The organism is Rahnella sp. PAMC25617, from assembly GCF_050606005.1.
Classification (GTDB): domain Bacteria; phylum Pseudomonadota; class Gammaproteobacteria; order Enterobacterales; family Enterobacteriaceae; genus Rahnella; species Rahnella variigena.
On sequence record NZ_JBOCUM010000008.1, the window covers coordinates 206683 to 227672 of the forward strand.

General features: G+C 54.4%; 15 protein-coding genes. 8 read left to right on the forward strand and 7 right to left on the reverse strand.

The window, feature by feature from the left end; genetic code table 11:
- Positions 1-77 precede the first annotated feature (77 nt).
- The 3 genes from ACM615_RS12380 (at position 78) to yjiA (ending at position 3522) form a co-directional block, all read left to right on the forward strand.
- On the forward strand, positions 78-2231 hold the full coding sequence (locus tag ACM615_RS12380) for a carbon starvation CstA family protein (protein WP_112286557.1): 2154 nt from the start codon (positions 78-80) through the stop codon (positions 2229-2231).
- A 59-nt stretch (positions 2232-2290) separates the two neighbouring features.
- Positions 2291-2494 (forward strand): YbdD/YjiX family protein, encoded by a 204-nt coding sequence (locus ACM615_RS12385; protein WP_014341854.1) that lies wholly within the window; start codon positions 2291-2293, stop codon positions 2492-2494.
- 65 nt (positions 2495-2559) lie between these two features.
- A complete protein-coding gene (gene yjiA, locus ACM615_RS12390) occupies positions 2560-3522 on the forward strand; it encodes a GTPase (RefSeq protein ID WP_431011970.1) in 963 nt (320 codons plus the stop codon).
- Between the two features lie 30 nt (positions 3523-3552).
- Here the strand turns inward: yjiA and btsR are convergent, their stop codons facing one another.
- From btsR to ACM615_RS12420, 6 genes are all read right to left on the reverse strand, one after another.
- A complete protein-coding gene (btsR, locus tag ACM615_RS12395; RefSeq protein WP_113877274.1) occupies positions 3553-4272 on the reverse strand; it encodes a two-component system response regulator BtsR in 720 nt (239 codons plus the stop codon).
- The gene (locus ACM615_RS12400) at positions 4266-5954 is read right to left on the reverse strand and encodes a LytS/YhcK type 5TM receptor domain-containing protein (protein ID WP_426784740.1); all 1689 of its coding nucleotides are present in this window, start codon (positions 5952-5954) and stop codon (positions 4266-4268) included. Before ACM615_RS12400 ends, btsR begins: the two co-directional genes overlap by 7 nt.
- Positions 5955-6053: 99 nt before the next feature.
- Entirely contained in the window at positions 6054-9119 is a 3066-nt protein-coding gene (locus tag ACM615_RS12405) for an efflux RND transporter permease subunit (RefSeq protein ID WP_431011971.1), read from the reverse strand.
- Positions 9116-10258: an efflux RND transporter periplasmic adaptor subunit gene (locus ACM615_RS12410; RefSeq protein ID WP_431011972.1), complete on the reverse strand. Its 1143-nt coding sequence runs from the start codon at positions 10256-10258 to the stop codon at positions 9116-9118. Before ACM615_RS12410 ends, ACM615_RS12405 begins: the two co-directional genes overlap by 4 nt.
- Positions 10259-10353: 95 nt before the next feature.
- Entirely contained in the window at positions 10354-11535 is a 1182-nt protein-coding gene (locus tag ACM615_RS12415) for a sensor histidine kinase (protein WP_431011973.1), read from the reverse strand.
- Positions 11532-12227 carry a response regulator gene (locus ACM615_RS12420; protein ID WP_129638847.1) on the reverse strand — a complete coding sequence of 232 codons (696 nt, stop codon included), beginning with the start codon at positions 12225-12227 and terminating at the stop codon, positions 11532-11534. The genes ACM615_RS12415 and ACM615_RS12420 overlap by 4 nt, the downstream gene beginning before the upstream one ends.
- A gap of 124 nt (positions 12228-12351) precedes the next feature.
- Here ACM615_RS12420 and ACM615_RS12425 point away from each other — a divergent pair, with 124 nt between their 5' ends.
- Positions 12352-13137: a MipA/OmpV family protein gene (locus ACM615_RS12425; protein ID WP_129638848.1), complete on the forward strand. Its 786-nt coding sequence runs from the start codon at positions 12352-12354 to the stop codon at positions 13135-13137.
- A 129-nt stretch (positions 13138-13266) separates the two neighbouring features.
- On the opposite strand, the gene ACM615_RS12430 is transcribed toward ACM615_RS12425, so the two are convergent.
- A complete protein-coding gene (locus tag ACM615_RS12430) occupies positions 13267-14373 on the reverse strand; it encodes an ABC transporter substrate-binding protein (protein ID WP_431011974.1) in 1107 nt (368 codons plus the stop codon).
- Between the two features lie 651 nt (positions 14374-15024).
- On the opposite strand from ACM615_RS12430, the gene treZ reads away from it, so the two are divergent.
- The 4 genes from treZ (at position 15025) to ACM615_RS12450 (ending at position 20821) form a co-directional block, all read left to right on the forward strand.
- Positions 15025-16812, forward strand: coding sequence for a malto-oligosyltrehalose trehalohydrolase (gene treZ / locus ACM615_RS12435; RefSeq protein WP_431011975.1), 1788 nt, complete (start codon positions 15025-15027; stop codon positions 16810-16812).
- Entirely contained in the window at positions 16809-19334 is a 2526-nt protein-coding gene (gene treY, locus ACM615_RS12440) for a malto-oligosyltrehalose synthase (protein WP_431011976.1), read from the forward strand. The genes treZ and treY overlap by 4 nt, the downstream gene beginning before the upstream one ends.
- A gap of 337 nt (positions 19335-19671) precedes the next feature.
- Positions 19672-20169: a ferritin-like domain-containing protein gene (locus ACM615_RS12445; RefSeq protein ID WP_431011977.1), complete on the forward strand. Its 498-nt coding sequence runs from the start codon at positions 19672-19674 to the stop codon at positions 20167-20169.
- 379 nt (positions 20170-20548) lie between these two features.
- On the forward strand, positions 20549-20821 hold the full coding sequence (locus tag ACM615_RS12450) for a DUF883 family protein (RefSeq protein ID WP_112286543.1): 273 nt from the start codon (positions 20549-20551) through the stop codon (positions 20819-20821).
- Positions 20822-20990: the final 169 nt, after the last annotated feature.

Below are 20990 nucleotides of genomic sequence, written 5' to 3' on the forward strand. Positions count from 1 at the left end.
GCCTCTCTGAAAGCAGTGCTTAATAAAGAAAACAGAGACGGGTATTTCGTGAGTTTTTTTAAATAACCGGGTTATTTATGAACAAAAAAGCCTTCTTCAAACACTTACCGTGGATGCTTGTTGCCCTCCTCGGTGCCTGCTGTCTGGGCGTCGTCGCCCTGCGGCGGGGTGAACACATCAGCGCATTATGGATAGTCGTCGCCTCGGTGTCGGTCTATCTGGTGGCCTATCGCTATTACAGTCTGTATATCGCGCAAAAGGTCATGAAGCTGGATCCTTCCCGTTCCACGCCTGCGGTGATCAACAACGACGGCCTGAACTATGTGCCGACCAACCGCAACGTGCTGTTCGGTCACCACTTTGCCGCCATCGCCGGTGCCGGTCCGTTAGTCGGTCCGGTGCTCGCCGCGCAAATGGGTTATCTGCCGGGCGTGCTGTGGTTGCTGGCCGGTGTGGTTCTGGCCGGTGCGGTGCAGGACTTTATGGTGCTGTTCATTTCTTCACGCCGTAACGGCGCGTCTCTGGGTGAGATGATCAAAGAAGAAATGGGGCCGGTGCCGGGCACTATCGCGCTGTTCGGTTGCTTCCTGATCATGATTATTATTCTGGCGGTGCTGGCGTTAATCGTGGTGAAAGCACTGGCGGAAAGTCCGTGGGGCGTGTTTACGGTGTGTTCTACGGTGCCGATTGCGCTGTTTATGGGCATCTACATGCGCTTTATCCGGCCGGGACGCGTGGGTGAAATCTCGGTCATTGGCGTTGTCCTGCTGGTCGCGTCAATCTATTTCGGCGGCGTTATCGCCAGCGACCCGTTCTGGGGTCCGGCGCTGACGTTCAAAGACACCACCATCACCTTCACGCTGATTGGTTATGCGTTCGTCTCCGCCCTGCTGCCGGTGTGGCTTATTCTTGCGCCGCGTGACTATCTGGCAACCTTCCTGAAAATCGGCGTTATCGTCGGGCTGGCGATCGGTATCGTGATCCTCAATCCTGAACTGAAAATGCCTGCGCTGACCCAGTACATCGACGGTACAGGTCCGTTGTGGAAAGGCGCATTGTTCCCGTTCCTGTTTATCACCATTGCCTGCGGTGCAGTGTCCGGTTTCCATGCGCTGATTGCCTCCGGCACCACGCCTAAGTTGCTGGCCTGTGAAACCGATGCACGGTTTATCGGTTACGGCGCGATGCTGATGGAATCCTTCGTGGCGGTGATGGCGCTGGTCGCGGCCTCCATCATTGAACCGGGTCTGTATTTCGCCATGAATACCCCGCCAGCCGGGCTTGGCATCACCATGCCAAACCTGCACGAACTGGGCGGCGATAATGCACCGATGATTCTGGCGCAGCTGAAAGATGTTACAGCGCACGCGGCAGCAACCGTCAGTTCATGGGGATTTGTGATCTCGCCTGAGCAGATTATGCAAACGGCGAAAGACATCGGTGAGCCGTCAGTGCTGAACCGTGCGGGTGGCGCACCTACGCTTGCCGTCGGGATTGCGCACGTGTTCCACAAGATCATGCCACTGGCGGATATGGGCTTCTGGTATCACTTCGGCATTCTGTTTGAAGCACTGTTTATCCTGACTGCACTGGATGCGGGTACGCGTTCCGGCCGCTTTATGTTGCAGGATCTGCTGGGTAACTTTGTGCCGTTCCTGAAAAAAACTGACTCGCTGGTCGCCGGGATTATCGGCACCGCCGGCTGCGTCGGACTGTGGGGTTACCTGCTGTATCAGGGCGTGGTCGATCCGCTGGGCGGCGTGAAAAGTCTGTGGCCGCTGTTCGGGATTTCGAACCAGATGCTGGCTGCCGTCGCGCTGATCCTCGCCACCGTAGTACTGGTGAAAATGAAACGCACCAAGTACATCTGGGTCACCATGGTGCCTGCTATCTGGTTACTGATTTGTACCACCTGGGCACTGGGTCTGAAACTGTTCAGCACCAATGCGCAGATGGAAGGCTTCTTCTACATGGCCGGTCAGTATAAAGAACGCATTGCTGCTGGCGGCGAGAACCTGACACCGGAACAGATCAGCAATATGCATCATATTGTGATCAACAACTACACCAACGCCGGGCTGAGTATCCTGTTCCTGATTGTGGTGTACAGCATCATTTTCTACGGTATCCGCGCCTGCCTTGAGGCACGTAAAACCGATAAGCGTACCGATAAGGAAACGCCTTATGTGCCGGTTCCTGCGGAAGGGATTAAAATCTCCTCCGGGCACTAACCGTTTACCTGAAAGCCCCGCACACGCGGGGCTTTTCCAAATAATTCAGAGGATTACGTATGTTTGACAACTTAGGTGCGGCAAAGAAATACCTCGGTCAGGCCGCGCGTATGCTGGTGGGCATACCGGATTACGACACTTACGTTCTGCATATGCAGACCAACCACCCGGATACCACGCCGATGACCTACGAGGAGTTTTTCCGCGAGCGCCAGCAGGCGCGTTATGGCGGCGACGGGAAAGGCGGAATGCGCTGTTGTTGAGAAGTAGCTGAAGTTAAAAAGTAGCTGAAGTTAAAAAGAGCACCGTAGTTAAGAGGAAAGCGAACATGACACCGATTGCAGTGACAGTATTAACCGGTTTTTTAGGTGCCGGAAAAACCACGCTTTTACGCCAGATTCTGCATACACAGCAGGAGATAAAAATTGCGGTGATCGAGAATGAATTTGGCGAAATGCCCATCGATAACCAGCTGATAGGCGACCGCGCCACGCGCATCACCACCTTATCCAACGGCTGCATCTGTTGCACCCGTTCGGGCGAGCTGGAAGCGGCGCTGCTGGATTTGCTCGACAGCGTGGACAAAGGCGAAGTGCAGTTTGACCGGCTGATGATTGAATGCACTGGCATGGCCGATCCCGGACCGATCCTGCAGGCGTTTTTCGCCCATGAAGTCATCTGTGAACGTTATGTCTTAGACGGCGTTATCACGCTGGTGGATGCCGTACATGCCATGTCGCAGCTGGATCAGTTCCCGCTGGCGCAGTCGCAGATTGGTTATGCCGACCGCATCCTGCTGACCAAAACGGATGTATCCGGTGAATGCCCGGAACTGACAGAACGGCTGCAACGTATTAATGCACGTGCGCCGGTATATAAAATGGTTCAGGGCGATATCGATCCGGCACTGTTGTTTGATACCCGCGGATTTATGCTCGAAGAAAACGTGATAGCCGCAAAACCGCTGTTCCATCGCGTCGCGCCACAGCAAAACACCGTTTCTTCAATTGTGGTGGAGCTGGATTATCCGGTGGCGCTGACCGCCATTTCAGCGGTAATGGAAGAACTGCTGGCCAGCTTTGCCGACAATCTGATGCGGTACAAAGGGATGTTGTGGATAGAAGATCAGCCGTGCCGCCTGCTGTTTCAGGGCGTTCAGCGCCTGTACAGCGCCGACTGGGATCGCCCGTGGCAGCCGGATGAAACCCCGCACAGTGCGTTAGTGTTTATCGGCATACAATTGCCTGAAACCGAAATCCGCGACGCTTTTGCCCGGCTGCGACCGGCTTGATTGATCTGACCAAAGGAAAACCGGCGGGGTTTACAGCCCCACCGTCTCTTTCAGCGATTTGAGATAGCGACGGCTGACCGGCACGACCTGACCATCACGCAGTAACAGCTCCGCCTGATTTTTATCTTCCAGGCGGATTTCCTTAAGATAATCCATATTCACCAGATACTGCCGGTGACAACGTAACAACGGCGTACGGACTTCCAGCGTGCGTAAGGTCAGTTCCGTAAATGTCTCTTTGCCATCCTGTCCGGTGACATACACCCCGCCGATGCGGCTGCTGACGAACGCCACATCTTCCAGCTGCAACAACCAGATCCGGTTGCTGCTCAGACAGGGGATAAACTTCAGCGGCTGCTGGTATTGCGGCAACTGCGAAACATCCTGTTCCTGAAACCCCAGCCGCAACCGCGCCAGCGTTTTCTGTAAACGCGGCGTCTGGATAGGTTTAAGCAGATAATCAAACGCGCACTGTTCAAACGCCTGCACCGCATATTCCTCAAAGGCGGTCAGAAAAACGATGTGCGGGCGATGCTGCTGATCGAGCATACCGACCATTTCCAGCCCGCTGATGCGCGGCATCTGAATGTCCAGAAACACCACGTCAGGGCGGATTTTGTGGATCACGCCAATCGCTTCAATGGCATTGGTACACTCGCCGACAATTTCAATATCGCTTTCATCCTGAAGCTGTAAGCGCAGATTCTCCAGCGCCAGCGGCTCATCATCGACAATCAGCACTCTTAACATGGCGCGCCCTCCGCTGGCAGACGTAACGTAATACGGGTGAAATCATCCGGTTTGCAATTGACGGTAATGCCGAAATCATCGCCAAAACGCGCCCGCAGGCGCTTGTCCACCAGACTCATGCCTAATCCGTCACCGCTTTCTTCCGGCTGATATAAACCGGCGTTATCTTCCACTTCGACGATCACTGTCTGCCCCTCACTGTAAGCACGAATGATGATATTGCCATTGCTCAGCAACTGGGATGTGCCGTGTTTTATGGCGTTTTCCACCAGCGGTTGCAAAGTGAAGGCCGGAAGATGCTGGAAAGACAATGTATCCGGCACCTGTAAATCCACGTTCAGACGCGACGAAAAACGTGCCAGCTCGATTTGCAGATAGGCATTCACGTGCTCCAGCTCATCCGCCAGCGTGACAATCTCGGAAGAGCGTTTGAGATTTTTGCGAAAGAACGTCGAGAGATACTGCACCAGTTGCCCGGCTTTATCGCTGTCGTGGCGGATCACCGCCATCAGCGTATTGAGGGCGTTAAACAGGAAGTGCGGATTCACCTGCGCGTGCAGCAGCTTAATTTCAGACTGCGCCAGCAGCGCTTTTTGTTGTTCGAATTTACCGGCAAGGATCTGCGCCGACAGCAGCTGGGCAATGCCTTCGCCCAATGTACGGTTGATGGAACTGAACAGCCGGTTTCGCACTTCGTACAATTTGATGGTGCCGATCACCCGCTGATTCTCGCCGCGCAGCGGGATCACCAGCGTCGAGCCCAGTTTGCAGCTGGGATGCAGCGAACAGCGGTAAGGCATCTCGTTGCCATCGGCGTACACCACTTCGTCGTTCTCGATGGCGCGCCAGGTATAGTCAGAAGCAATAGGTTTGCCGACCAGATGGTGGTCGTCGCCGATGCCGGTAAAGGCCAGCAATCGCTCGCGATCGGTTATCGCCACGGCGCCAATATCCAGCTCTTTCAGCAGCACCTGCGCCACTTTCATGCTGTTCTCTTCGTTAAATCCGCGCCGCAAAATACCTTCCGTTGAGGCAGCGACTTTCAGCGCTGTTGCCGAAAACGCCGAGGTATATTTTTCGAACATCGCCCGCTTATCCAGCAGAATACGCATAAACATGGCGGCACCGAGCGTATTGGTCACCATCATCGGCGCGGCAATGCTGCTGACCAGATGGAGTGCATCGGTAAACGGACGGGCAATCAGCAGGATGATCAGCATTTGCACAATTTCGGCGACAAAGGTCACGCCGGCGGCCACCAGCGGATTAAATAACTTATCGATGCGTCCGCGTTTGATTAAAACGCTGTGGATCAGGCCGCCTAATAATCCCTCGGCGATGGTGGAGATCATGCAGCTCAGCGCCGTCATGCCTCCCATTGAATAACGGTGGATGCCGCCGGTCAGGCCGACTAATCCGCCGACCCACGGCCCGCCAAGTAATCCGCCCATCACCGCGCCGATCGCACGGGTATTGGCAATAGAATCCTCGATATGCAGCCCGAAATAGGTGCCCATAATGCAAAAAATCGAAAACGTGATATAGCACAACAGCTTGTGCGGCAGGCGCACCGTGACCTGAACCAGCGGAATAAATAACCGCGTTTTACTCATCAGCCAGGCGATCACCAAAAACACGCACATCTGCTGTAACAGCAGCAACACCAGATTAAACTCGTACATTCCCAACGTGTCCAAAATCCAACAAGCGGGCAATATATCGTGTTGCGTTAAAATTTACCTTGAAGCAGCCCGAAGAACGGGAAAGCGGTGGTTGACGGATTACATTTTCTCTCCCGGGATTTTCTCGCGTTGCATCACCAGACTCAGGGCAGCCGGTAATACGGTTAGCGTCACGAAAGTGGCGACCAGCAATCCGCCAATGATGGCGTACGCCATCGGTCCCCAGAAAACCTGCTCAGCAATCGGCACCATCCCCAGTATTGCCGCACAGGCGGTCAGCAGGATCGGGCGGGACCGGTGAACGGCGGCAGCTTTTATGGCCTCATCGCCACGCATACCGGCCAGAACATTGTTATCGGCCTCACTGATGAGGATCACCGCGTTACGGATGATCATTCCTGCTAAAGCAATAATGCCCAGCAGAGCCACAAATCCCATCGGAGTACCCGTCGGCAGCATCGCCAGCACAATGCCGGGCAGGCCAAAAGGCGCCATCAATAACGCCAGCAACAGGCGGGAAAAACGCTGCAACTGAATCATCAGCAACGTCATCATAATCAGTAAGGTGACCGGTAACACCGCAAACACCGAACTGTTGCCTTTATCTGATTCCGCCACCGCTCCGCCCTCCTCAATCTGATATCCGGCAGGCAGCGAAGCGCGGAGGCTGGAAACCAAAGGGGCAAGCTGCTGTGAAACCGCTTCTGCCCGCAGCCCCGCGGCTGAATCCGTCTGTACGGTGATAAACGGCAGGCGCTGACGCCGCCAGACCACCGGATCGTCAATTCCCCAGACCGGCGTGGCAACCTGACTCAGCGGTATTTTTTGTCCCGTTGCGCTGGTGATCATCAGCCCCGACAGCGTGCCCACCTCCAGCCGCTCACGATCGTTAGCCCGCAGAACCACATCGGTCAGCCGGTTTTTATCCCTGACCGTGGTAACGACGCTGCCTGACCATACGGTATTAAGCAATGCCGCCAGACTTTCTGATGAGACGCCCGCCGCCCGCGCCGCAGTCTGATTCACCTGCAACGTGATGAGCCGCTCCGGTTCTCCGGCGGTCAGATTCACTTCGCGGGTCAGCGGACTGCTTCCCAGTACGCTGGCGAGATGCTGCGCGATCTGTCTGACGTTGTCATAAGCGGGGCCGCTGACCCGATACTTTACCGGCCAGCCCACCGGCGGCCCCAGTTCCAGCGGCGAAACGCGGGTAATAATATCGCTGAAATTACGGGCCAGGAGCGAGTCCAGCTGCGCACTCAGTTTATCCCTGTCATCCAGACTTTTCGCGACCACCACCAGCTGCGCGGTGTTCTCGTCATTCAGTAACACATCCATCGGCAGATAAAACCGCACCGCGCCGGATCCGACATAGCTGGAAAAGTGATCGACATAAGGATTGCCCTGCAACGCCTGCTCCAGCCGCGCAGTTTGCCGGGCGGTTTCCGCCTGCGACGCGTTAGCTGGCAGACTCAGGCTCACCAGCAGTTCCGGGCGATCTGATGCCGGAAAAAACTCGCCCTGCATAAACGTCGTTGCATACACCGCCAGCCCCAGCAGCAGACAGGCAACACCGATTGTCATTCCGCGGTGCGCCAGTACCTGATTCAGCAGGCGCTGATAGAACCCCATCATCCGGCTGCGTTTTCCCCCCTGTGAAGCCTGTTTTTCAGGCAAGATCCACAAACCCATCAGCGGAGAAAAAAGAATCGCAACCAGCCAGGAACACAGCAGCGCGATACACACCACCGCAAACAACGAGTAGCAATATTCACCGGCGCTGGAGGCGGCGAAACCTACAGGAATAAACCCAGCGATCATCACCAGCGTGCCGGTCAGCATCGGGAACGCAGTGGTTTCAAAAGCATACGTCGCCGCACGCCATTTCGACTCTCCTGCCTCAATACGCGATACCATTGCCTCGACGGTGATCATGGCATCATCGACCAGCAACCCCAGCGCGATAATCAGCGCCCCCAGTGAAATCCGCTGTAAGCCAATTCCCGCCAGCGACATACCGGTAAATGTCATCGCCAGCACAACCGGAATGGCGGCAGCAACGACCAGCCCGGCGCGGGTGCCGAGCGAAACAAAAGAGACGGCCAGAACAATCACTACCGCTTCGATCAGTACCCGGATAAAGCCGCTGACGGCTTGCGAAACGACTGCCGGCTGATCGGCGACTTTACTCATTTCTATGCCGTGCGGCAGTCTGGCGCTGATGTCGTCCATCCGCGCATTCAGCGCCTTGCCGAAGGAAAGCATATTGCCGTTGGCCGCCATGGAAATAGCCAGTCCGATAGCCGGTTTACCGTTGACACGAAAGACCGGTGACGGCGGTTCGGCATCCTGACGGCTGATGGTCGCGACGTCCGTCAGCGGAATGTAGCGCCCGGCGATATGCAGCGTCACGGCGCGCAGACTCTGCTCCGTCGTCAGCGCACCGCTCACCCGCAAGGCGATATTGTCACGGTCGCTGCGCAAAATACCCGCCGGTTCGACGGCGTTTTGCGCTTTCAGGGCATCGGTAATTTGCTGTAAATCCAGCCCCATTCCCGCCAGTTGTGCGGGCGAAAACGCAATCACGATATTCTGCTCCTGCACACCCAGCAGGCGGGTTTTACCCATGTCCGGCAAAGACATCAGACTGCGGCTGATATCGTCTACCCGGTCGCGCAGTTCACGCGGCGTATAGCCCTCGGCGGTAAAACCATAAATCGTGCCAAACGTATCATCGAACTCATCGTTCACGCTGGTTTGCACACCTGCGGGTAACGACGGGGCAATATCCTGCATCTTTTTACGCACCTGATACCAAATCCCCGCCACGGCGGCAGGCGGTGTATCATCGCGCAAATTAACAAAAATAACCGACTGCCCGGCGCGGGTTTCACTCTGGACGTAATCCAGATAGGGCGTTTCCTGTAATTTTTTCTCCAGCGGATCCGTCATCAGGCTGACCGAATCCGCCACGTCAGCCCCCGGCCAGCGGGCGGTCACCACGGCGGTTTTGATAGTGAATGCCGGATCCTCATTACGCGGTAAATGCTCATAACTGATGACCCCTGCGGTCATTAACAGCAGCATGAAAAAGGCCATCAGGGACTGATGATCCAGCGCCCAGGCGGAAAGATTAAAGGTACGTAAGGAGGGGCGCTGATTCATCCGGCACTCTCACCGGGCATCACTTTCTCGCCTTCACGCAACTGACTCACTCCGGCGATCACCACCTTTTCACCGGGGCTGAGACCGGAAGAGACAAAGATGTCTGAAGCGCTGTAACCCTCTAAAACAACGGGGCGCAGATGCAGCGTCTGTGTTTGGGTATTGACGATAAAAAGGGCCGGATTGCCTCCGGCGCGGGTCAGCGCAGAAGCGGGTAACGCGATCACCGGCTGACCGGCATGTACAAGTGAAAGCTGAACACTGGCGCCCAGCGCCATCGCGGGCGGCGGATTATCGAGCGTCAGGCGAACCCGCCACGTGCGGGTTTGCGGATCGGCCTGCGGGCTGATGTCGCGTAAATGTCCCGTCGTCACAACCGACGGGTCAGAAAGCAGCGAGACATTGAAAGTGCCGCCGGTTTGGTGAGAAAAGGACTGCGGTCTGGCAACGTCGAAAACTGCGTCACGTCCGCGGCCCGACGCAAGTGTCACCACAGTTTGTCCGGCGCTGACAACCTGTCCCGCCGCCACACTGACCTGCGTGATCACGCCATCCGCTGGCGCTGTAAGCTGTGCCCAGGAAAGGTTTTCCCGCGCGGTTTTCAGTGAATCTTCACTGCTCAGCCGTCGCGAACGGGCGGCCTGCCAGTCAGACTGCGCGCTGTCGAGCTGAGTGCGGGCGATAGCGCCACCCGGCATCAGCAGCTGCATACGCCTGAGATTCTGCGCCGCCACCTGCTCTGCCGCCCGCGCGCTGTCCAGATCGGCCTGCGCACTGTTTAGCTGATTACGACTGGTGTCACTTTCCTGCGATGCCAGCACCTGCCCTGCCACCACGGGGTCGCCGACATCGACCGCGCGGCTCAGCACCCGACCGTCCAGCCGGAACCCCAGCGTCACCTCTTCCTGAGCGCGGATTTCGCCGGTCAGGGGCTCGGTGGCGGATGCCGAGGGTAAAGGGGCGATCACCACGCGGACGGGGCGTGCGGGGGCTGCGGGCTTACGGGATTTATCCCCGCAGCCCGTCAGTATCACGGTCAGGACCAGCAGACAGGCTGCGGGGATGAGAGGTGCCAGGCAAATACAGGGGTGCAGATGACGCACCGCGTGGCGCACATAATCAGTCAAAGTCACGGTCATAACAGTCGTCCTGAATTGAGATATCGCTATTCAATCCACTGACTGTCCAGATTCCCGTGATATTTCATCAAGGAACCGTCAAGACGCGGTCTTTTTTATTGTCCGTTTTCCGGCACAGGTAAACTGACGGTCACGGTCAGACCGCCCCCCGCATTTTTCGCAGCACTGATCCGCCCGCCGTGGGCTTCACAAATCGCGCGGGCAATGGATAAACCAAGGCCGCTGCCACCGGAATGCCGGGCGCGGGAAGATTCTGCCCGGCTGAAACGCTCGAACATAACGGCCAGGAAATGGTCATCGACTGCCGGACCCATGTCCCGAAACGCTATCTCATAACCGCCGGTTTCCGGCCTGACCGTGATGTCGAGACGCCGCCCTTCCAGTGCGTAACGCAGCGCATTTTCCATCAGAATGGTAAATACCTGCCCGAGACGGAACGGGTCGCCAACATAACGGCAAGGAGTATCAGGCGTGAGGAGGATGTCAAAACCGGCCTCCGCTGACTGAGGTTTCAGCCAGGCGACCCGTTCGCGCAACAGTTCAGTGAGATCCAGCGGCGTTTTGCTCAGATTCAGCTGACCGGCATCCGCCAGAGAAAGCAGATGCAGTTCGTCAATCAGACGGTTCAGGTGCAGAAGCTGTTTCATTACCATCTGCAACTGGCGTGGCTCCGGCGGAAATACGCCATCGAGCATCCCCTGCAACCGCCCGACTGCTGCCGTCAGGGGTGAACGCAGCTCATGCGCCATTGCGACATGCGATGCCCGCAGTTCACGCTCATAGCGCGAGAGTTGCAGCATCATGGCGTTAAAATCATCGGTGAACTGCACCAGTTCTGCGGGGGCATTTTTCACCGGTTCAGCCTGAGTATTGAAATCCCCTTTGGTTACCGCACGGGCCACCTGCGCCAGACGGCTAAACTGTGAGGAAAGCGGCCGTGCGGCTTTTAATCCCAAAATCGCGATAAACGGAATGACCACCAGCACCAGAATGGCGACCATGATCCAGTCAGCTGACGCGATAGAAGGATCCGAGTAACGCGCTCCCCAGCCCAGATCCACAATCTCATGAAAACGCGTAAGATTGAGTTCAGGGTTATTGCGCAATACCTCAAACTCCTGTCGCGTCGCAGGAGACATATGATGCAAAACCCACAGGTTTTCGATCACAAACCGCAGCCACATACACAGCGCAATCACAACCACGCTGCCGATGGCGAGCGTCAGAATGCGCACGCAGATCCAGCGCCATAAAGACTGATAGTGTAAGCGGATCATGGCTGTCTGAACCTGTAGCCCACGCCGCGGACGTTGACTAGCACATTCAAGATGCCCGCTGATTCAAGCTTTTTACGCAAGTTATAGACATGCGTATCGACCACCCTTTCCAGCGCCTCACTCTCGGGCAGGCATTGCTCAAGCAAATACTGGCGCGAAAACGGCCGCGTCGGGGCGCGCATCAGCGTGCTCAGAATGCTGAATTCGGTCGGGGTTAAATCCAGATAGCGGTTTTCGCCCGCCGGGGCGCTGACGGCGGCGGTAAGCGCATCAACATCCACCTCAAGCGACTGCCAGCGCAGCGTTGCTGTATCCTTTTGGCCGGACGCAGTGCGCCGGAGCACGGCCTGCACCCGCGCCACGACTTCGCCGGGATTATAAGGTTTAACCACGTAGTCATCGGCACCTTCCCGCAGCGCGCCAATTTTGTCCGGCATATCGCCCATCGCCGTTACCATAATCACCGGTGTACGGGTTTCCCGCCGCAGCGTCGCCAGCACGTCGGTGCCGCTCATGCCCGGCAGCATCACATCCAGCAGCACCAGATCGGGCTTCCAGCGCAATGCTTTGTCGAGCCCGGAAATGCCGTCGCCCGCAATCTGCACCTCATACCCTTCACGTTGTAAATAGGCATCGAGAACGTCTGCCGCATCGGCATCGTCTTCAATGATCAGGACTCGTGTTGTTTGCATGTTTGTCGCCTTGACGGTTTCTTCATAAATCCCCGACAGTTTGTTGACACTGCCTCTTCATACTTCGGTTTCAGGCGCGGCTGCAATCCGCTACGAACCATACGTTTGGGTGATGAGGAATTACATGATATCCAGAAAACTAATACTGCACATTACCTGTTTCGCCCTGTCCGCGACAGTGCTTAAAACACTGGCTGAGGACACTCCGCCAGCGACCACCTTCACGGTGGGAATGGGCGCGCAGAACGCGCCGCGTTACAGTGGTTCCGGCGAGCGTAACTGGCTGGTTGCGCCGGTTATTCAGGCGCGGGACGGTGCGTTTTTCTTCGACTCGCTCAAAGGCATCGGCTATGACTTGCAGACGGATAACGGCCTGTATCTGGAACATACGCTTGGATACAGCCTCGGACGTACGGACAAAAATTCCATGTGGCGGGATGGCTCGGCAAAACTCAAAGGTATGGGGCATATTGATGCGACCGCCAACACGGCCCTTGCCGTGGGCTGGTCAGCCACACCGTGGCTGTCTTTTGAAGGCAAAGCGACCCTGCCGCTGACCGACGGGCAAGGCGTGCATTATCAGACTTCCGTGACGTTGCTGCCGCTTCAGAATGATACGGACACCGTCGCGCTCCAGTCGGCGGCGCTCTTTGGCGACCGGCGCTACATGAACACCTTTTATGGTGTAAGCCGCGAGCAAAGCAGTCGCAGTCATTTTGGGGCTTATCAGGCCGCCGGAGGATTCTATGGCGTGGACAGCAGCCTGACCTGGAGTCATCAGTTAACCCCGAACTGGAGCGGTCTGGTCAGTGCGGATTACACCTGGCTGGACGATAAAGCCGCTGACAGCCCGATAGTGGAAAAACGCGGCGGGACGACCTTTAATCTGGCAGTGCTTTATACCTTTTAATTCATCCCTTTTAATTCGCGGTCACTGAAATGTACGCGGCGACAGGGTGGCATCCCACGAGATGACTGACTCATCGCCGCAACGTATCGCGGCGATGGATTAACAGCAACGATCGGTTATCAGAAACAGTTATTGCTGCTCAGCACTGGCCGATAACGCAAAGGTTCCCACCGGCACAACAGGCAGATATTTCGTGTAATAATCGTGATAGTTTTTCACCGGATCAATATCCTTAAATAAATCCGGATAAAGAGATTTGGCAATAAACTGCACCATAGTGAAATCTACCAGCGTACGCGATGCGCCCTGATAAACGCCGAAGAGTCTCTCATTCTGAATGGCCGGTAATGAACTCCAGCCGTCACGATGCGCGAACCCGTTCAGTTTTTTTCTCGCCGTGGCTTCATTGACGCCAATACCCATTTCTAATGCGGTATCGACCTTATTATTTTCCCGGCCGGAAATAAAAATGACATCCGGTTTAGCGACCAGCAACTGCTCAGGGTTAATTTCGCCCCACTGTTTAACAAACGGCGCCGCGATATTTTCACCACCCGCGAGACGCAGCATCACGCCCCACATATTTTCGCCATAGGTAAACGAATACTCTGCCGGACCTTTATTACCAAACTCAATGTAGACTTTTGGCTTCGGCAGATTTGCCTGTTTGATCCGGTCTTCAATCAGCGTGATGTTATTTTTATAAAGCTGAGCAAGCTCATGCGCGCGCTCAGTCTGACCGGTTAATATCCCGATGATTTCCGTGGATTTCACATGATTTTCCACCGTCTGGTCATTGTAGTCTAGCACCACAACCGGGATGTTCAGACTCTGAAGTTGCGTGACTTCATATTTCAGGGCGGCATACTGCCAGCTGGCTAAAATGACCACATCCGGTTTCAGGCTGATCACTTTTTCCAGTGACACGTTATGCAGATCGATTTCGCCAATATCCGGGATGTCGGCAATGGAGGGACGGTGTTTAATATACATATCCCAGTTCGCCGGAACTTTGCCATGCCAGGCTTCGCGGGAGATACCGACAATATGGTCAAACGCCTGTTCCCCGCCAACCGCCATATAGTCTTCAAAATAGAAACCTAATACCGCTCTTTTTACCGGGGTATTTAAGGTTATTTTATTTCCCAGTACATCGGTCAGTGTGGTTGTTGCCGCACTGGCCTGTCCGGTAATCACCACTGACAGCATGAAAAGCAGAGTTTGAAGAAACTTCATTTAATTCCCTTAGGTATTGTGTGATTATTATCTGAGGCTGAACGCCATTTTATAAAAACCCATTTATTAAACGCTTTATTTCACTTAAGTCACTGCAAAAACGGTAATTCCGCTATGTCATTATCGCGGCAGGATATTATACATTTGTTCGGCGGCTTCAGTACAGTCTGAACCGGACGCTGCGGCTGGCTGGTCACGACATATCGTCTGATGCCAGTATTGCCGATGAACGTTAATATTCGCTTCAAAAACGCTTCTCTGATGCTGAGCTATAATTAAATTTTACCGACGAGAAGGATACTTATATGGCTCCAGTCGCGAGTATATCAGGTGGCGTAATATTTATTATCATTGGCATCGTGATGCTGTGGTTATTACTCAAGGCTTATAAAGCCAATCAGAACAAGAAGTTCTTCACGCCGAGCAAATGTATGTTGCTCATCGGGACCGTCGTTTCTTTCGTTATTTCCATTGTATTTTTCACCTCATCGTCCTGATGCCAGCACCGGTTTCGTCACACTTACCGTTAACGCCCCGGCCTTAACCGGGGCCTGACGCCTGGCAGCCTCCCATCCGCGTCATCCTCGACTATCATTATTATTCGTTGGCTAACTGACCTTTTGATCGCCCATTTTTATGCGAGGTAACGCGATGCATTTCAACGCATTCACCACCAGCTGGGGGGCTAATTTCATTGCCGCCGGTACGGTTCACTTTCGGGTCTGGGCACCGGGTCAGGCAAAATTAACCTTGCGCCTTTCCGGCAAGGACACAGAAATGTCCGCTGCTGAAGACGGCTGGTTTGAACAGGTGGCAACCGGTGTTTCTGCCGGTGAGGCATACCAGTTTATTCTGGCCGATGGCATGGCGGTGCCTGATCCCGCTTCCCGTGCCCAGCAGGCGGGCGTCAACGGCCCTTCGCTGGTCACGTCTTCAGAAAGCTATCAGTGGCAGAACGCTGAATGGAAAGGACGTCCGTGGGAAGAGTCGGTGATTTATGAGCTTCATGTCGGCACATTTACCCCGCAGGGCACGTTCGCAGCGGCGATGGAGAAATTGCCTTATCTGGCTGAAACCGGCATTACCATGATTGAAGTGTTGCCACTGGCGCAGTTTGGCGGTCAACGCGGCTGGGGATATGACGGCGTTTTGCTGTACGCGCCGCATTCTGCTTACGGCACACCGGATGATTTCAAAGCTTTTGTCGATGCGGCGCACGGTCACGGCATCTCGGTGGTGCTCGATATTGTGCTCAACCATTTCGGCCCTGAGGGCAATTACCTGCCCTTGCTGGCGCCGCAGTTTTTCGATTCTGAACGCCAGACCGCCTGGGGCGCGGGCATTGCTTATGATCAGGAAGGTGCCCGTCAGTACATTACCGAAGCGCCGCTTTACTGGCTGAAAGAGTATCACCTTGACGGGCTGCGTTTTGACGCGGTCGATCAGATGAAAGACCCCTCAGACCCGCATATTCTGCCGGAGATCGCCCGGCGTATTCGCGCAGAAATCACCGGTCGCCACGTGCATCTGACCACCGAAGACAGCCGCAATATTACCTCTTTGCATCCGCGCACGCCCGCAGGTGATGTCCCGCTGTTTACCGCTGAATGGAATGATGATTTGCATAACGCGGTCCACGTGCTCAGTACCGGTGAAACGCACGCCTATTATCAGGATTTTGCCGCCGACCCCCTCGGGCTGGCCGCCCGCGCGTTCGCGGAAGGGTTTGCGTATCAGGGCGAAATTTCCCCGCAAAGTGGTAAGCCGCGCGGGGAAAAGAGCCGCGATCAGCCACCGGTCGCCTTTGTCGATTTCATCCAAAACCACGATCAGATTGGCAACCGCGCACAGGGTGACCGTCTGATCACGCTGGCAGGTGAACGTAAAACACGCGCCCTGCTGGCCGCATTACTGCTTTCACCTCATATTCCACTGTTATTTATGGGCGAAGAGTATGGCGAAACCCATCCGTTCCTGTTTTTCACCGATTTTGAAGGTGAGCTTGCGCAGGCGGTTCGTGAAGGACGCGCCAGAGAATTCGAAGGCCACAGCGGATATGGCAAGGAAAGCGTGCCCGATCCTAATGCCGTAGCGACGTTCGAAAGCTCTAAACTGGACTGGCAGAAACCCGCCAGCCCTGATGGCGTGGGCAGTCTGGCGCTGACCCGCACATTGCTTCAGCTGCGTCGTGAATATGTCGTGCCGTTACTCACGCCGGCGCAGGGTAACGTGGGCAAAATAGTGCAGGCGGCGGACGGTGTGCTCGCCGTCACCTGGACATTCTCCAAAGGCATCCTGTCTCTGACGCTCAATCTCGGGGAAACCACACAACCGCTGCCGGATCAACCGGGTGAAACGCTGTTTGCCTGGCCCGAATCGACAGAAGCGTCAGAACCCGGTTCCGTTATCGTCCGTCTTTTCAGGGGAGAATCAATGTGAACATACCCGCCGCGACCTACCGTATTCAGTTCCGCGATGGCATGGATTTTGATAAAGCAGTGGCACTGGTTCCTTATTTAAAGCGGCTTGGGATCAGCCATTTATATGCTTCACCGATTTTTACTGCGACTTCCGATTCCACGCACGGCTACGACATTACCGACGCCAACGAAATCGATCCGATAATTGGCGGACGTGCGGGATTTGACCGTTTGTCGCAGGCGCTGAAAGCCGCTGGTCTGGGACTGGTCCTCGATATTGTGCCGAATCATATGGCCGCGTCGCTGGAAAACCCATGGTGGCGTGACGTGATTGAACACGGCGAAAAAAGCCGTTATGCACGGCATTTTGATATCGACTGGTCGCAGCGGCTGACCCTGCCTTTTCTCGGCGATACTTTTGAAGAGGTGCTGGAAAAAGGTGAAATCACCCTGAAGCCGGATCCCCGAACCGGTCAGCCTGCACTCGCCTATTTCGACACGTACTATCCTCTTGCGCCAGACACGCACGACGCCAGCGCAACCACGCCGGATAACGGCGCGCTGGCCGAGTTACATCAGCGCCAGCCCTACCGGCTGATGTCATGGCGCGATGCGCCGCGTGAACTTTCCTACCGGCGATTTTTTGAAATCACTGGCCTGGCGGGCGTGCGGGTGGAAGATGACGCGGTATTCGATGATACGCACCGGTTGATCCTCGAACTGGTGCATTCCGGCGCGGTGGACGGGTTACGGGTGGATCATGTGGACGGTCTTGCCGATCCGAAAGCTTATCTTGAACGTCTGCGGGAAAAGGCCGGTGCGGATTGCTACATCACGGTGGAGAAAATCCTCGGTAAAGGCGAACGTCTGCCCGCTGACTGGCCGGTTTCCGGCACCACAGGTTATGAATTTATCGCCGCACTTTCCGATGTGCTGGTCGAAGATGAAAACATCGCGGTGCTGCGCAATTTGTATGAAAACGTGGTCGGCAAGCCGGTAGATATGCGCGAAGAATTGCGCGCCGCCAAACTGATGATGGTGGAAAAAAATTTCGAAGGGGAATTCACTACGCTGTGCCAGCTGGCGCTGAATATTGCAGAAGCGGAAGACCACACCTGGGATGCCAACACCCTGCGGGCAGCGCTGCGTGAACTGCTGATCGCCTTCCCGGTGTATCGCACTTATGGCACATCGCGTGGACTGCCCGCCGATGACGCTGCCCTGCTGCATAACATTATCGGGAAGATCACCACCTCATCGCTTGCCGTACCGGCGGATATTCTCGAATTTCTGGCTCGTATTCTCTGTGCGCAAACACCGGAGTCCGTATCCGGTCAGGCTGACCAGTTCCGCACCCGCTTCCAGCAACTGACGGGGCCGCTGATGGCGAAATCCGTGGAGGACACGCTGTTCTTCCGCCAGCACATGGATCTGGCCCTGAACGAAGTGGGCGCAGAGCCTTTGCTGCGCAGGTTTTCCCTCGACCGGTTCCATCAGGAAATGGCCCGTCGGCTCGGGGAACAACCGGCAGCACTTTCCACCACGTCAACTCACGATACCAAACGCGGCGAAGATGCCCGCGCCAGACTGTTTACCCTCACCGAAGCGCCGGAACTCTGGGCCGAAAATGTCACCCGCTGGCATCAGATGAATCAGTCGAAAGTCATCACCTTGCCCGACGGCCCCGCACCGAAACTGACCGGCGCATGGATGCTTTATCAGGCGCTGGCCGGTGCATGGCCGGCAACACTGCATCCGGCCGATGAGGAAGGTTTGCGTGAACTCAATGAAAGATTCCAGCTATTCGTAGAAAAGGCGCTGCGTGAAGCCAAGCTGCGTACCAGCTGGGGTGACAGCAACGATGATTATGAAAACGCCGTACTCGGCTATGCCCGTCATCTGCTTTCTCCCGATAACAGTCTGTTTCTTAATGATTTTTACGCTGCCATCCGTCCCTTTATTCGCGCCGGGCTGGTGAACAGTCTGACCCAAACGGTGATCAAAATGATCGCGCCGGGTGTCCCGGATATTTATCAGGGCAGCGAAGTGCTCAATTTCAGTCTGGTGGATCCGGATAACCGGCGTCTGCCTGATTTCGATGAGCTGGATCGCCTGCTGGTTCAGGGAGAAAAACCGGCGTGGAACGATGAAACCGCGTGGACAAGCGGGCAGCTGAAACAACATATCGTTGCCGTTCTTGCCCGTTATCGTCAGCAAAAAACCGCGCTGTTTCTGCAAGGGGATTATCTCCCGCTGGAAACGACTGGCGACCACGCCAGTAAAGTCATCGCTTTTGCGCGGCAGGCAAACGGCGAAGCGGTGATTGTCGCCGCGCCCCGTCTGGTTTTTAATGAGCAAAAAGTCGGCTTTACTCAGCCCGCAGAGGGAGTTGATACGCAGGTGCTGCTGCCAGAATCACTGGCTCACCGCACCTGTCGTGACCTGCTCAGCGGCAGAGAAATCCACGTGACCGACCGGCTGGATCTCAGTACCTGGCCGCGTGATCAGCCGCTGGTGCTATGTTCTGTTTCAGTTGGCTGAGGAGTTGTGAAAAGAAAGAAGAGGTGTTGCAATGTTTTTTATATTCATTGCAACGTCTTATTTTAATTTACGCATCTTCCTCAACCGCCTTAAAGTAAATAACATCAACCGCAAAATCATGACCTAACGGTAGAAGTGGGATTAAAAAGACCATTTTAAAAAATATTATCCAAAGGCGTTATCTCTTAAAAATAGTGCATTAAAATAACGTCATACCTTTAATTTTTTATTTTACAGAACCGTTATATTTCGCCTGAGAAGATTCTTAATTCACAGTCATTTATTATAATACCGCTAAGCTAAAGGGGATGTCACAAATAACCCACAGGAAAATAAAATGTCTATTACAACTCTGAAAGAACTCTTTATTCATGATTTATCTGACGTTTACAGCGCAGAACGTCAAATTACTAAAGCGCTGCCTAAAATGGCACGCGCTGCGACAGATCCCAAACTGGTCGAGGCGTTTAAGTCTCACCTGGAAGAAACACAGGGTCAGATTGAAAGACTGGATCAGGTTGTCGAGTCCTCCGACGAACTGCGCATTAAACGAATGAAATGCCATGCGATGGAAGGCCTGGTAGAGGAAGCACAGGAACTTATTGATTCTGTAGAAAAAGGAGAAGTGCTGGATGCAGGCCTTATCGGTGCCGCACAAAAAGTGGAGCATTATGAAATTGCTACCTACGGCACCTTAGCTGCACTGGCAAAAAAACTGGGTTATACCAAAGCGGCCAAACTTCTGGAAGCCACTTTGCAGGAAGAAAAAAATGCCGATATTAAATTAACGGCGATAGCTGAATCTGAATCGGCTTCCGCCAGCAAAACCCGTTAGTGCATGATAATGCCCGCCCTAAAGGCGGGTAGTATTTATCCGGAAATCACTTTTTCTTTCTGATAATAAACTTTCTGATAATAAACTTTCTGATAATAAAAGAGTGACGTTAAAAAATAGCCACAAGGATAATTGAATATTCTATGTCAAGGTAAAAGGAAAATATCACAATTTTCATTCATTACTGACAGACATTGCAAATACTCAAATCCCATCAGGCAATGGACACTACTCTTAAAAGTGAGCTTTCAGGTAAAATAAGAAAAATCTCAGCCATTAACATATCCTTACAGCATATCCGCTTTTTTATTCTGTATTAACGCCACAACCTTAAAATCTCGACTACGCTTAATAACGGTTAACTAAAGGAGATAGAGATATGTCATCACATGATATCGATGCAGACGCAAACCATCTGGCAGATAAACTCGAAGACAAAGGCAAGCAGCTTGCCGGTGAAGCACAGAAACAATTTGGCGATTTTGTTGATTCTCCTAAGCACCAGATTAAAGGCGCAGCGCGGAAATACTCGGCTCAGGCCGGTGAAGTCGTCTCTGACGTCGCGGAGAAGATCAAAGAAAATCCCCTGTCCGGTCTGATCGCGGCAGGCGCAATTGGTGTTGTGCTGGGTTTACTGCTTGGCCGTAAGTAAGTGAGTAAGCTGGCATAGTCCGCATAAAAAAGGCCTTCGGGCCTTTTTTATTGCCTGAAAGACGCAATCCCGCCATCGTTCGCGCCACGCTTTGTCGTGAGAACCAGAATTCTCCTACACATTTCTGTCACAGAGGGAGTGTATAGTGAGCATCTCTGTAGCAACCTAC